Annotated in this window: 12 protein-coding genes; 6 read left to right on the forward strand and 6 right to left on the reverse strand. The window is 57.2% G+C overall.

Annotation, left to right across the window (positions count from 1 at the left end; genetic code table 11):
- The first annotated feature begins 24 nt into the window (after positions 1–24).
- The 4 genes from tpiA to kdsA all read left to right on the forward strand — a co-directional run bounded on the left by tpiA (position 25) and on the right by kdsA (position 3,748).
- Positions 25–765, forward strand: a complete 741-nt coding sequence (tpiA, locus tag HK20_RS05050; RefSeq protein ID WP_086645983.1) for a triose-phosphate isomerase — start codon at positions 25–27, stop codon at positions 763–765.
- A 27-nt stretch (positions 766–792) separates the two neighbouring features.
- On the forward strand, positions 793–1,137 hold the full coding sequence (secG, locus tag HK20_RS05055; protein WP_086645984.1) for a preprotein translocase subunit SecG: 345 nt from the start codon (positions 793–795) through the stop codon (positions 1,135–1,137).
- Between the two features lie 143 nt (positions 1,138–1,280).
- The gene (locus HK20_RS05060) at positions 1,281–2,915 is read left to right on the forward strand and encodes a CTP synthase (RefSeq protein ID WP_086646066.1); all 1,635 of its coding nucleotides are present in this window, start codon (positions 1,281–1,283) and stop codon (positions 2,913–2,915) included.
- Positions 2,912–3,748 (forward strand): 3-deoxy-8-phosphooctulonate synthase, encoded by an 837-nt coding sequence (kdsA, locus tag HK20_RS05065; protein WP_086645985.1) that lies wholly within the window; start codon positions 2,912–2,914, stop codon positions 3,746–3,748. The genes HK20_RS05060 and kdsA overlap by 4 nt, the downstream gene beginning before the upstream one ends.
- A 79-nt stretch (positions 3,749–3,827) precedes the next feature.
- On the opposite strand, the gene gyrB is transcribed toward kdsA, so the two are convergent.
- The 6 genes from gyrB to mutM form a co-directional block, all read right to left on the reverse strand.
- On the reverse strand, positions 3,828–6,266 hold the full coding sequence (gene gyrB, locus HK20_RS05070) for a DNA topoisomerase (ATP-hydrolyzing) subunit B (protein ID WP_086645986.1): 2,439 nt from the start codon (positions 6,264–6,266) through the stop codon (positions 3,828–3,830).
- 93 nt (positions 6,267–6,359) lie between these two features.
- On the reverse strand, positions 6,360–7,493 hold the full coding sequence (recF, locus tag HK20_RS05075; protein WP_086646067.1) for a DNA replication/repair protein RecF: 1,134 nt from the start codon (positions 7,491–7,493) through the stop codon (positions 6,360–6,362).
- Positions 7,494–7,543: 50 nt separating this feature from the next.
- Positions 7,544–8,668, reverse strand: coding sequence for a DNA polymerase III subunit beta (gene dnaN / locus HK20_RS05080; protein ID WP_086645987.1), 1,125 nt, complete (start codon positions 8,666–8,668; stop codon positions 7,544–7,546).
- 117 nt (positions 8,669–8,785) lie between these two features.
- A complete protein-coding gene (gene dnaA, locus HK20_RS05085; protein ID WP_086646068.1) occupies positions 8,786–10,225 on the reverse strand; it encodes a chromosomal replication initiator protein DnaA in 1,440 nt (479 codons plus the stop codon).
- Between the two features lie 341 nt (positions 10,226–10,566).
- Positions 10,567–10,836 (reverse strand): 30S ribosomal protein S20, encoded by a 270-nt coding sequence (gene rpsT, locus HK20_RS05090; protein WP_086645988.1) that lies wholly within the window; start codon positions 10,834–10,836, stop codon positions 10,567–10,569.
- A gap of 138 nt (positions 10,837–10,974) precedes the next feature.
- Positions 10,975–11,814, reverse strand: a complete 840-nt coding sequence (mutM, locus tag HK20_RS05095; RefSeq protein WP_086645989.1) for a bifunctional DNA-formamidopyrimidine glycosylase/DNA-(apurinic or apyrimidinic site) lyase — start codon at positions 11,812–11,814, stop codon at positions 10,975–10,977.
- A gap of 29 nt (positions 11,815–11,843) precedes the next feature.
- Between mutM and HK20_RS05100 the strand changes: the two genes are divergently transcribed.
- On the forward strand, positions 11,844–12,626 hold the full coding sequence (locus HK20_RS05100) for a class I SAM-dependent methyltransferase (RefSeq protein ID WP_086645990.1): 783 nt from the start codon (positions 11,844–11,846) through the stop codon (positions 12,624–12,626).
- A gap of 6 nt (positions 12,627–12,632) precedes the next feature.
- Positions 12,633–13,859: a bifunctional phosphopantothenoylcysteine decarboxylase/phosphopantothenate--cysteine ligase CoaBC gene (coaBC, locus tag HK20_RS05105; RefSeq protein ID WP_086645991.1), complete on the forward strand. Its 1,227-nt coding sequence runs from the start codon at positions 12,633–12,635 to the stop codon at positions 13,857–13,859.
- Positions 13,860–13,892: the final 33 nt, after the last annotated feature.

Genomic DNA, 13,892 nt, shown 5'->3' on the forward strand with positions numbered 1-13,892 from the left:
CAGCACAGGAACTGGAGGAAGGGTATGAGCAGGCAGATTATTGTCGGCAATTGGAAAATGAATGGTACACGCCAGGACGCACAGGCGCTGGTACAGGCGCTGGTAAGCGGCCTGCCCGCTACTGCGCCGGATGTGGTTGTCTGCCCCCCCTTTACGCAGCTGGCACTTGTGCAGCCAGCGCTGGATGCCTCCCCTATCGGCCTTGGTGCGCAGGATTGCCATAAGGATGCTGCCGGAGCGCATACGGGCGATATTTCCCCCACCATGCTGGCAGACCTTGGCGTCAGCTACGTGATTCTCGGTCATTCAGAGCGGCGGCAGGAACACGGTGAGCTGGACGAAACCGTACGTGAAAAAGCCGTGGCCGCTACCAAGGCGGGCCTGACCCCGATTGTCTGCATTGGCGAGACGGAAGACCAGCGTGAGAGCGGTGAGTACGAAGATGTGCTTGGCTGGCAGATCAAGGGCTCGCTTCCCGATGGTTTTGCCGGTATTGTGGCTTACGAACCCATCTGGGCCATTGGGACGGGGCTTGCCGCGACAACCGACCAGATAGCCCAGACCATGTCTTTCCTGCGTGCCGAATTGGTCCGACAGTTTGGTGAGGCTGGAAAAACTATCAAAATCCTGTATGGAGGGTCCGTAAACGCCGGGAATGCTGTTTCCGTTCTTTCCATTCCCGAGGTTGCGGGCGCACTGGTTGGTGGCGCGAGCCTTAAGGCGGATGCATTTCTTTCTATTGTCAACGCAGCATCCGCTGCCTGACATTGTTGCTTTGATCTGGAACCCGACATGACGACAGCCCTGCTGATCCTGCATTTCTGTGTCACCATTGCTCTGATTGGCGTTGTGCTGATTCAGCGGAGCGAAGGTGGCGGCCTTGGTATTGGTAACAGTCAGGGTATGGGCGCCTTTATGTCCGGCCGCGGGACGGCCAACCTGCTGACCCGCACAACGGCCGTGCTGGCAGGGCTGTTCATGCTGCTCTCTCTCCTGCTCGCCATGCTCTATAAAGGTGGCGTAACCGGTGCCGGGCACGACATTCTGGCCCAGCCCCCGGCGGAAACCGCCCCCGTGGCAACTACGGCTCCGCCTGCAGTCCAGACTCAGGCGCCCCCTGCGGCTCCCAAGCCCTGAAAAATGCTGACATCCTTCTCTGATATCCGGTTGGTTTACAGAGAAGGTTATGAGTTTTTGTCCCCCGCATGCAGCAATGCATGCGGTGGATTGTGTTTGTTTATCCTTCTCCACCCGCTCCAGTCCGTGTAGGAATTCTGCTCATGACACGCTTTGTCTTTATTACTGGTGGTGTGGTGTCCTCTCTAGGCAAGGGCATTGCTTCAGCCGCTCTCGCAGCGCTTTTGCAGGCGCGTGGCTACAAGGTCCGCCTGCGCAAGCTGGACCCCTACCTGAACGTGGACCCCGGCACCATGAGCCCTTACCAGCATGGTGAGGTGTTCGTAACTGATGACGGAGCGGAAACGGACCTCGACCTCGGCCACTACGAGCGTTTTACAGGTGTTAACGCCACGAAAGAGGACAACGCGACAACCGGGCGCATATACTCTGACGTGATCGTGCGTGAGCGGCGTGGAGATTACCTGGGGGCCACCGTGCAGGTCATCCCCCACATTACAGATGCCATTAAGGACGTGGTGGTTGCCAACACGGATGATCTGGACTTCGTTCTGGTCGAAATTGGCGGAACCGTAGGGGATATTGAAAGCCTACCGTTCCTTGAAGCCATTCGTCAGTTGCGGAATGATCTGGGCATGGACCAGACCATGGTGGTCCATCTGACATTGCTGCCGTGGATTCCTTCTGCCGGGGAGCTTAAAACAAAGCCGACCCAGCATTCGGTCAAGGAATTGCAGAACGTAGGTCTTCAGCCGCAAATCCTGCTCTGCCGCTGTGATCGTCCGATCCCCCCGACCGAGCGCCGCAAGATTGCAAATTTCTGTAACGTTCGCCCCGAAGCAGTTATTGCCGCACGGGATGTGGATACGATTTACGCCTGCCCCCTCTCTTACCATGCGGAAGGGATGGATACGGAAGTTCTGCGCTACTTTGACCTGCCTTATGCTGAAGAGCCCGATCTCTCCAACTGGCAGAACATTGTGGACGCCCTGCGCCACCCCGCAGGGGAAGTGCGCGTGGCTGTGGTGGGTAAATACACAGCCCTGCTCGATAGCTACAAATCCCTGAATGAGGCCATGCTGCATGGGGGGATTGCCCACCGTGTTAAAGTGACACTCGACTGGATTGATTCTGAGCAGTTTGAAAAAAATCCGGCCACGCTGGAAGAAAAACTGGGCCATGCAGATGCCATTCTGGTGCCCGGTGGTTTTGGCGAGCGTGGTTCTCAGGGTAAAATTGAAGCCATTCGTTATGCGCGCGAAAAAGGCATTCCGTTCCTTGGCATCTGTTTTGGCATGCAGATGGCGGTTATTGAATGCGCCCGCAATCTTGCCGGTTTGAGCGATGCATCCTCCACCGAATTCGGCCGGACAGAAGAACCGCTGGTCGGCCTGATGACCGAGTGGGCACGTGGCAATGAACGTTTGCGCCGGAGTGAAGGCGGGGAACTGGGCGGCACCATGCGTCTGGGAGCTTACCCGGCTACTCTGGTGCCCGGCTCCCGTGTTGCGGAAGCTTACGGAACCAACACCATTCGCGAACGTCATCGCCACCGGTATGAAGTGAATATCCATTATAAGGATCAGCTTGAAAAAGCGGGTCTGCGTTTTTCCGGCCTGTCCCCAGATGGTATTCTGCCAGAAGTGGTCGAATACTCTGATCACCCATGGTTTATTGCCGTGCAGTATCACCCTGAACTTAAATCCCGCCCCTTTGCGCCGCATCCCCTGTTCGCCGGGTTTGTGGGGGCTGCTGTTGCCAAGGCAAAACAGGCATGATCCCGGCCACTGGCGCACCGATTGAAATTGGTGGGCTAAGTATTGGGAATAATTTGCCTTTTGTGCTGATCGCAGGACCATGCCAGATTGAATCGGCTGCCCATGCCATGGAAACAGCCGCAGCTCTTAAAGAGATCTGTCAGGCTGCTGGTGTGGGGCTGATTTATAAAAGCTCGTTTGACAAAGCTAACCGTACCAGCCTCTCCAGTACACGAGGGGTTGGGCTAAAGGACGGGCTGGCCATTCTGGCTGATATTCGCCAGACATATGCTCTGCCTGTTCTGACGGACGTGCATACGGCAGAGCAATGCGCTCCGGTGGCGGAAGCCGTGGATGTGCTGCAAATTCCTGCTTTTTTGTGCCGGCAGACTGATCTGCTTCTGGCAGCGGGCAAAACCGGTGCGGCAGTCAATATTAAAAAAGGGCAGTTTCTTGCCCCGTGGGACATGCAGCACGTTGCCGCCAAGGTTGCTTCAACCGGTAACCAGCGTGTGCTGCTGTGCGAGCGTGGGACCAGCTTTGGCTACAATACGCTGGTGAATGATATGCGGGGCCTACCGATTATGGCCCAGACTGGCTTCCCTGTGGTGTTTGACGCGACACATTCGGTGCAGCAGCCGGGTGGCATGGGGACTGCAAGTGGTGGGCAGCGTGAGTTTGCCCCCATTCTCTCCCGTGCGGCATTGGCCATTGGTGTGGCCGCACTGTTCATAGAAACACATGAAGACCCGGACAAAGCGCCGAGTGATGGGCCAAACATGTTGCCCATCAGCCAGTTGCCCGCTTTGCTCAAACAATTCCGGGCTATAGATAGCCTGATCAAAGGGCGGTAACAGCCACAGGCATTACGCATAAAAAAAGACGCCACGGCATGCAGGCCATGGCGTCTTTTTTGTAAGCAAGTGGAACGTCTTAGACGTCCAGATTGGCGACCTTAAGCGCGTTACCCACAATAAAGTCACGGCGTGGCTCAACCACATCGCCCATCAGGGTTGTAAACACATCTCCGGCTTCTTCCACGTCCCCAACGCGTACCTGCAAAAGGGTACGCATGGCGGGGTCCAGTGTGGTTTCCCAAAGCTGTGCATCGTTCATTTCGCCAAGACCTTTAAAGCGGTTAATGGCAAGGCCACGGCGCCCCTGTGCAAGCAGGCGCGTAAAGAGGTCAGACGGCCCGTTCAGGCGGTGTTCCGTGGTTTCAAACTTCAGCACAACGCCGGTTTCAAAGTCTTTCTGCAACCGTGCCAGTTGGGCTGTCAGCCAACGTGCATCCGCGCCTGCCAGTGTGGCGGGGTCTATGCGGTACATTTCCCCAACGCCGCGTACATTGCGTGCGAGTTCTACACCATCCACGCTGGCAACGGCCTTCCATCCCCGCTCGGTGGTGGGAGACGCCGCATCCAGCCGCTGCTGGAGTGCGGGCATGCGCTGCTGGAGCTGTTCAAGGTCAGCGCTGAGCGCACCAGCAAGAGCAACCTGCTCGACAATCCACGCGGGAATGCGTGTGGAAATGCGGGAAATAGCCTGACACGCCTGCCGGATAAACGGCAGGTCAGCCTCCAGCTCCGTATTGCTGACCGTGCGGCCATCGGCATAGACAAAGCTTGCATTGCTGAGCGCTTTATCCAGCAGATATTGCTCCAGTGCCGCATCATCCTTCAGGTAGGTTTCTTCATTCCCGCGCTTGGCCCGGTATAGGGGGGGCTGGGCAATGTAGAGGTAACCGCGTTCGATCAGTTCAGGCATCTGGCGGAAGAAGAAGGTCAGCAGCAGGGTACGAATGTGGGACCCGTCCACGTCAGCGTCAGTCATGATGACAATGCGATGGTAACGGAGCTTTTCTATGGAAAAACCACCCTGATCAACTTCCCCACGGCCAATGCCCGTGCCCAGAGCGGTGATCAGCGTGCCAATTTCAGCCGATCCAAGCATGCGGTCAAAACGAGCACGTTCGACGTTCAGGATTTTACCTTTGAGTGGCAGAATAGCCTGAAAGCGCCGGTCCCTGCCCTGTTTTGCCGTGCCGCCTGCGGAATCCCCTTCCACAATAAACAGTTCAGCTTTGGCAGGGTCGCGGGCCTGACAATCGGCCAACTTACCCGGAAGGGACGAAACATCCAGAATGCCTTTGCGGCGTGTCAGTTCACGCGCCTTGCGTGCGGCCTCACGGGCCGATGCAGCGTCCAGCACCTTGGAAACAACAGTCTTTGCTTCCTTGGGGTGGGTTTCAAACCAGTGGGCAATAATATCGGCTGCAGCCGCGTGCACCACAGGCTGCACTTCGGAGGAAACAAGCTTGTCTTTGGTCTGGGACGAAAATTTGGGGTCCGGCACTTTAACCGACAGAACGGCGGTTAAGCCTTCACGCATGTCTTCACCCTGAAGGGACTGGGCGTCTTTTTTGGCAATGCTTTCAGCATATTTGCCAACAACACGTGTCAGGGCCTGGCGGAAGCCTGCCAGATGCGCCCCACCATCCCTTTGAGGAATGTTGTTGGTGAAGCAGAGCATGGTTTCATGAAAACTGTCATTCCAGCTCAGTGCAAATTCAACCTTGATCCCATTATCCGGGTTTTCCAGACTGCCGGTAATCGGCGGGGTGATCAGGGATGTACGTGAACGGTCAAGCCAGTTTACAAAGGCTTCCAGCCCGCCCTCATAGTAGAATGTTTCTTCCCGCACAGGGGTAACGCGGGCGTCCCGCAGAACAATTTCCAAGCCCGAGTTCAAAAAAGCCAGTTCGCGGAGCCGACGTTCGAGAATGGTAAAGTCGAACTCGATCTTGGGGAAGGTCTGCAGGCTGGGCTTGAAAGTGACCTGTGTGCCGGATTCTTCAGCCGACGGGCCAACAACCTCAAGCGGGGCATCGCGCTCACCATCATGGAAGCGGATGCAGTGTTCATGGCCATTGCGCCAGATGCGCACTTCCATCCATTCCGAAAGCGCGTTTACAACGGCCGCACCCACGCCATGCAGCCCGCCAGAAACCTTGTAGGAGTTCTGGTTGAACTTGCCGCCTGCGTGCAGGCGGGTCAGCACCACTTCGGCGGCACTGATGCCTTCCTCGTGGTGCATATCGGTTGGAATGCCGCGCCCGTTATCACGAACAGTTACACTGCCGTCTGCATTAAGGGTGAGAACACAGCGCGATGCAAACCCGGCCTGCGCCTCGTCCACCGCGTTATCAATGATCTCGAATGCCATGTGGTGCAGGCCGGAACCATCATCAGTATCACCGATGTACATTCCGGGCCGTTTGCGGACAGCATCAAGCCCCTTCAGCACAGAGATAGACGCGGCATCATACTCTTCGGTACCAGCAGATGGCGTAGGCTGAGAGAGGTCTGTCATAAGAATGCTGCACTCCGCAAAAAAAGAATGGAAGCCATTGTGGTCTTATACTCCGCCCATGGCATTGCGACCAGCGCCCGAAGGCCCCTTTTGTCAGCAGATCGACAAAAAAGCGCCCTGCCGGAGCGTTGCAAACTCGGCATGTCCCTGCAATGGCGCAAACGGCGCTTGGTCCGTGCCGGTTATGAGCACAGTACTTTGAAAATTTTGTAGAATTTTTTGCAAAGATAACCGGTGCTGTTCGTCCAGATGGACCAGAGGTTCATCCAGCAGTAACAGCGGTGCTGTTCCTCTGTGGTCGCTAACCAGACGGGCATGGGCCAGAATAAGCCCGATGAGCAGAGATTTTTGCTGGCCGGTGCTGGCCAGTGCTGCAGGGAGCTGTTTTTTAAGGTCGGTAAGTGCGAAGTCGCTCTTATGCACGCCAAGACTGGTGCGCCCTTTTTCTCGGTCCATCATGCGCGATGTGGCGAGTTGTTCCTTGAGCCAATCTTCCACATGCAAGGCAGGATGCTGCTCAAGCTTGTCCGCTATGGCGCAGAGCAGTTTGATCTGCACCGCAGGAAAGGCATCCATATCCTGCTGGGCATAGAGGTTGATCTGGCGGACGGTCTCGTTCCGTGCCGCAGTGACCGATGCTCCATGTCGCGCCATGGCGGCCTCCAGCCCGGATAACCAGACGGGTTCATTGGCGCGGGTTTGCAGAAGGCGGTTTCTCTGGCTCATGGCGCGGTCATACGCTGCCAGTTCGCGCGCATGGTGGGGATAAGCGGCCATGACCAGCCGATCCAGAAAACGCCGTCGGCCAGATGCGCTTTCGCTGAACAGCCGGTCCATCTGTGGGGTTAGCCACACAGCGGCCAAAGGGTTTTCCCATGCGTTCTGGTTACGAAGGGGTTTGCCGTTGAGCAGAAAAATGCGGCGTGGGGTATCGGTCCCGGGCTGAAGCCCCGTGCCAAGTTCCATGGGGTCGCCGTCAACCATAATTTGGGAGGAAATCCCCCAATGGGCACTTCCATTCTGGCCAAACTGGCCAAGGGATGCGCCGCGCAGGCCGCGACCGGGTGTGAGGAGCGAAGCCGCTTCGAGCAGGTTGGTTTTCCCGCTGCCGTTTTCCCCCGTCAGCACAACAATGGGGGCCTGAGGGCAAAGGGTGAGCTGGTCGTAGTTCCGAAAGCGGCAGAGGGTCAGTCTGGCCAGTTGCAACCGTGTGGAAGGTTGCCCCACCTTGCTGGCGAACAAGGTGGGTGATGTGTGCAGGCGTGGTGCGGCGCTTGTCACACGCGCATCGGCATCAGAACATACAAGGCGGATGGGCTATCCACATCCCGGACAATGGTGGGGGATGCGCTATCCGCAAAGCAGAACTCGACCTCTTTTTCCACCTGATCGGTAATATCGTTCAGGTAGCGGGCCTGAAAGCCGATTTCCAGCGATTCAGAATCATAGGAAATCCGGTTGTCGTCCAGCTCTTCCTTGGCGGTCCCCTGTTCTGCGCTGCTGGCGGACAGGGTCAGCAGGCCGGGTTCGAGCATCAGCTTAACCGGGCGGGAGCGTTCCTGGCTAATGGCAGCCACACGCGCTACCGCATCGGAGAAGTCTTTTTTGCCAACGCGCAAAATACGCGTGTTATTGCGCGGAATAACACGCTCGTATTCGGGGAAGGTGCCGTCTATCAGTTTGGAGGTCAGAGTGATCGGCCCAACCGTGAACTGAATTCTGGTTTCAGAAAGGGCAACGGCAATGTCTTCCGGTGCTTCATCAATCAGCTTGCGCAGTTCTGCCACGGTCTTACGCGGGATGATTACGCCGGGCATGCCTGCGGCACCTGCGGGCATTTCTGCTTCTACCCGTGCCAGACGGTGGCCGTCCGTGGCAACGGCGCGGAGTAGCGGTTTGCCGTCAATGTCTGCAGCATGCAGGAAGATACCGTTCAGGTAATAGCGTGTTTCTTCCGTGGAAATGGCAAAGCGGGTGCGGTCGATCAGCGAACGCAGAACAGCACCATTCAACTGGAACTTGTGCGGGAAGTCCCCTGCCCCCATGGACGGAAAATCGTCAACGCTCAGCACGTTCAGGTGGGTGGCATAGCGGCCTGCGCGCAGGTGAAGCTGGCCATCGCTGTCTGTCTGGTCGAGCTCAACTTCAACACCATCAGGCAGCTTACGCACGATTTCGTACAGCACGGATGCCGGAGCAGTCGTGGCCCCTTCCCGCGTGATGGTGGCTGGTACGGTTTCAACCACCTCGATTTCCATATCGGTGGCCTTCAGGCATAGCTGCCCGTTTGTAGCCTGCATGAGCACGTTGGCGAGAATGGGAATGGTGTTACGCTTTTCCGCCACGCTCTGGATATGAGCCAACGCTTTAAGGAGCGTTGCGCGCTCTGCCGAAAACTTCATGTATCCCTCTTTCCTGCACAGCAAGTTCTGCACTCCTGAGCGGAGATGGAACCCGTCTTATCCATTCTAAAACTAACAGGCCGCGTTTATCCGTCAATCTTTTTGAAGGTGCTGGTTCTAGCTCTCCAGCATGCGGCGCATCAGTTCCACATCTTCTGCAAATGCTGCGTCACGCTCCATCAGTTCCGTTACGCGATTAACCGCGTGCATGACTGTGGTGTGGTCACGATTACCAAACTTGCGGCCAATTTCGGGTAGCGAGCGGCTGGTCAACTGCTTGGCCAGATACATGGCCACCTGACGCGGGCGTGCCACGTTGCGGGCACGGCGGGCGGAGGACATATCCGTTAAGCGGATATTCCAGTGTTCAGCCACTTTTTTCTGGATTTCCTCAATGGTCACACGCCGGTCGTGGGCCTTGAGAATATCGTGCAGCACATCCTGCGTGGCTTCGAGCGTGACCGGCCGGCCAAACAGATTGGCGTGGGCGATCAGGCGGTTCAGTGCGCCTTCAAGTTCACGCACATTGGATGTGATCTTGTGTGCAAGGAACTCAAGCACCTTTGCGGGAACCACCACACCGGATGCAGCTGCCTTGGCTTCCAGAATGGAAATGCGCAGTTCAAATGTTGTGGCGTGAATATCTGCCACCATGCCACAGCCCAGACGGGTGCGGAGCCTGTCCTCCAGCCCGGACAGGTCCGAGGGGGACTTGTCGGCCGAAACCACAATCTGCCGCCCGGCATCCACCAGAGCGTTAAACGTATGGAAGAACTCTTCCTGAGTATTATCCTTACCGATCAGGAACTGAAGATCGTCGATCATCAGGACATCCACGGAGCGAAGCTGCTCCTTGAACTCGATCGTGGACTGGGAGCGAATGGCCGCAATAAAGCGGTACATAAACTTTTCGGCGGACATATAGGCCACCGAGACATTGCCGCTTTTAACCAGTTCCGCACCAATGGCGTGCATGAGGTGCGTTTTACCCAACCCGACGCCACCGTACAGGAAGAGCGGATTAAAGCCGACGCTGGAGGGTTTTTCAGCCACCCTGCGCGCGCAGGCATAGGCAAATTCGTTGGGTTTGCCGACAACGAACGTGTCAAACGTAAATCGGCTGTCCAGCGCGGTTACAAGGTCGCTGCGCACTTCGGCAACCGGGCGGCTTGCCGGGCTGTTGTCTTCCGTGGGGATGGGAGCGGCACTTGCTGGTGCAGCGGCAACTTCAGTGACGGGTAGCGGAGCCGGGTCACCCGGGCGGGCAACCTGCAATTCAACCCGCCGAATGGAGGGAATCTCATTATGCCACAGCTCGTTCAGGCGGTCTCCGTACTGGCTACGGACCCAGTCGCGCAAAAAGCGGGTGGGCAGAAGGAGCGTAATTTCGTCGCCATCAATCGGCCCTAGGGCAATCTGGGTTAGCCAGGTGCGGTATTCAACCTCCCCGACCTCACCTTTCAGGCGGCCACAGATACGCAGCCACGATTCCGCAAGCCCTTTATTGTCTTCCAGTCGGGAAAAGGCGCTTTCGTCATCGTCCACTCCGATTGTCATTTTTGCTCCCGAGCGGTCATTAAAGGCGCATGTGCTGCGCAAAAAATTCAACGGCTTCCGTGTTCTAACACAAGCTGCCGGCGCTAATTTATCCTGATGCGTATACCTTGCCTCAGCAGGACCGTGGATACTCTTTTTGGTCTGGCTTGCTCAAGGGTATTCCAACCAAGATAAAGCAGTGTCATGCCCGCGGGCAACGAAAAAGCATTTCCCGGTCGCAGGGCAGGATTGTGGCAGGGAATGGCCACATACAAAAAGCAAAGCCGAACCATCGGCCTGATGATTCGGCTTTGCTGCAAACAATCGCATAGGCGCTCCTTACGGAGCGCCCGATCGCTTGATTACGCTGCTGCCAGCGCCTTGATACGGGCAGACAGGCGGGAAATCTTGCGGGCAACCGTGTTGTGGTGTGCAACGCCTTTGCTGGCTGCACGCTGGATTTCCGGCTGTGCAACGCGCAGGGCTTCACGAGCGGCTGCCTGATCCCCGGATTCAATCGCGGTTTCAACTTTCTTGATGAAAGTGCGCATGCGGGATTTGCGGGCCGTGTTACGGGCAGTCCGCTTCGCGGTCTGCCGGATGCGCTTACGCGCCGAAGCGATATTCGCCATGGGTTTCTATTCTGTCCAGCACTAAGAAAAAGTAAGGTGCCAACGCGCCGCAATGGCCCATCAGCACAAAGAGTAAGCGGTGCTGTAATGCACGCATGCGCTTTCAGTCAAGCATGTTCCGGTCCAAACGCTCGAATTTTACCCGTTTTTCTGATGTTGCGGGCAGAAAAACGTCGTGCGGCCGGCTTGTGTCATATGTTGCACACCGGCGCATTTGGGAGTGCCCGGGCACTTGGGGCACGGCTGGTTCTTTTTGTCGTAAACCTGCCATGCGTGCTGGAAGTAGCCGAGCCCGCCCTCTGGACGCACGTAGTCCTTCAGGCTGGACCCACCTGCGGCGATGGCGTCCTGTAGAACGGCGCGGATGGCGCGGACCAGTGCCCCCGCTGCTTTGGGTTTGAGGTCGCAGGCCGGTATGGTTGGCGCGATGCCTGCACGGTAAAGGGCCTCACACACATAAATATTGCCCAGCCCGGCCACCACATGCTGGTCAAGCAGGAAGGGCTTTATGGCGGTGCGTCGTCCTTTACCCGCATCCAGCAGGGTTTGCGGGCTGAACTGGTTGCCTAATGGTTCGGGCCCCATTTTTACAAAAGCACGGTAGGTGTCTTCTTCGTGGGTGGGCACAAGGTCCAGCATGCCAAAACGGCGCGGGTCTATGTACCCGCAGCGTTTGCCGTCATCGGTTATAAAAACCACATGTTCGTGTGGTTGGGGTGTTTTGGGAGAATCGAGCAGCACCCGTCCTGACATGCCCAGATGCAGCACAATCGACTGGCCACAGGACAGGCGGATAAGAATATATTTACCCCGCCGATAAAAGCTCAGGATTGTGGACCCCGTAACCTGCTGTGAAAAAACGGCAGGAATCCGCCATCTCAGGTCATGGCGACGGATAATGGTCTGTTCAATAACGCGATCTTGCAGGGCTATCTGCATGCCGCGCATCACGGTTTCTACTTCGGGGAGTTCCGGCATGGCTATAAAGCAGGGTATAGAGGAAACCCATGACCGACAACTCTTTTGCGCCCTCCCCCGCTCCTTCTGACGTAACTGTGGAAGAAACGGATTTTGGCTTCCGCTCCGTCAGGAAGGAAGAAAAGAAAAACCTCGTCCGCGGCGTGTTCGACAGCGTGGCCGGACAATACGACGTGATGAACGACATCATGTCGCTGGGTATCCACCGAATATGGAAGCGCATATTCGTAACGGAACTCGGCCCCCAGCCCGGCCTGACACTGCTTGATCTCGCTGGTGGTACGGGCGACATTTCGTTCGGCTGGCTCAAGGCCGGTGGCGGTCCTGTTGTTATGACCGACATCAACCGCAGCATGCTCTCTGTCGGGCGTGATCGGGCGCTCAACCGTGGTCTGGTGTCCGATCTTTCCTTCTGCGTTGTGGATGCCGAGGCTATTCCTGTGCGCGATATGTCTGTAGATCGCGTTTCCATTGCCTTCGGTTTGCGTAACTGCACGGACAAACTGGCCGTGATCCGCGAGGCGCGCCGCGTGCTCAAGCCCGGTGGGCGCTTTTTGTGCCTGGAGTTCTCGCGTGTGCAGGTTGCCGCGCTGGCTCCTATTTATGATGCATGGTCTTTCAAGGTGTTGCCTGCCATGGGCGGGATGGTCGCCAAGGACCGCGAAAGTTACCAGTATCTGGCGGAAAGCATACGCATGTTCCCGGATCAGGAAACACTGGCGGACATGTTCCGTGAGGCTGGTCTGTCCCATGTGCGTTATCAGTCCCTGTCTGGCGGGATTGCGGCTATCCATTCCGGCTGGCGTATCTGATCAGGCATGTCTGCTTCCTCCCCTGCCCGCTCGGTTCTGCTGATTGTTGGCGGTAGTATTGCCGCCTTCAAGGCCCCGGAACTGCTGCGTCTGCTACAGGCTGAAGGCATGCAGGTCCGGTGCGTGCTGACCGAAGGGGGGAGCCAGTTTGTAACGCCTCTCACGTTACAGGCCCTAAGCGGGCAGCCGGTGCACACGGACCTGTTCTCCCTGACTGCTGAGCAGGAAATGGGGCATATCGCCCTTTCACGCTCGGCGGATCTGGTGCTTGTATGCCCGGCATCGGCTAATTTGCTGGCGCGCATGGCCAGTGGTCTGGCAGATGACCTTGCCGGGGCATTGCTCCTTGCAACAGATGCCCCAGTTATGGCTGTGCCTGCCATGAACGTGCGCATGTGGGAGCACCCCGCAACACAGGCCAATGTGGCATTGCTGGCCGAGCGGGGTATGCGCATCCTGCCGCCTGCCAGTGGCCCCATGGCCTGTGGCGAGTTTGGGCCGGGGCGTATGCCTGAGCCTGTTGAAATTAAAGATGCAGTTCTGGCTTTTTTTCGCCAGCAGCAATGTCAGGCAGGGCCGCTGGCGGGGTGCCGTATTATGGTTACGGCGGGGCCAACGCATGAGCCACTGGACCCTGTGCGTTACCTTGCCAACAGGTCGTCCGGCCAGCAGGGTTTTGCCCTTGCCTCGGCTTTGGCTGACATGGGAGCAAGCGTTACTCTGGTGAGTGGCCCTGTATCCCTTCCCGCTCCTGCCGGGGTGACGTATCTGGCGTGCGAAACCGCGCGGGAAATGCAGGCTCTGGTTATGGGAAGCGGCCCGTTTGATGTGGCAGTATGCACTGCCGCGGTGGCCGACTGGCGGCCTGAGCACGAAGCCGGGCAGAAAATAAAAAAGACCGGCGGCTCCGATACGGCCCCTGCCATAAAACTTGTGCCCAACCCCGATATTCTGGCCGAACTTTCCGCTCCGGGTGCGGGCCGCCCCCGGCTGGTGGTGGGGTTTGCGGCTGAGACAGAAAATGTCATCGCGCACGCTACCGCCAAGCGCCAGCGCAAGCAGTGCGACTGGATTGTGGCGAATGACGTAAGCCCCCAGACCGGCAATATGGGTGGGGTGAATAACGAAGTTGTGCTGATAACCGCCAGTAACGTTGAACACTGGCCCAGAATGAGCAAGGCAGACGTGGCAAAACAGCTTGCCGCGCGTATAACGGACTGGCTTTCTGAATAACCTTGATACAATATCTGGTTCAAATCCAAGGAG

Origin of the sequence: Acetobacter sp. DsW_54 (assembly GCF_002153575.1) — a bacterium.
Lineage (GTDB): Bacteria > Pseudomonadota > Alphaproteobacteria > Acetobacterales > Acetobacteraceae > Acetobacter > Acetobacter fabarum.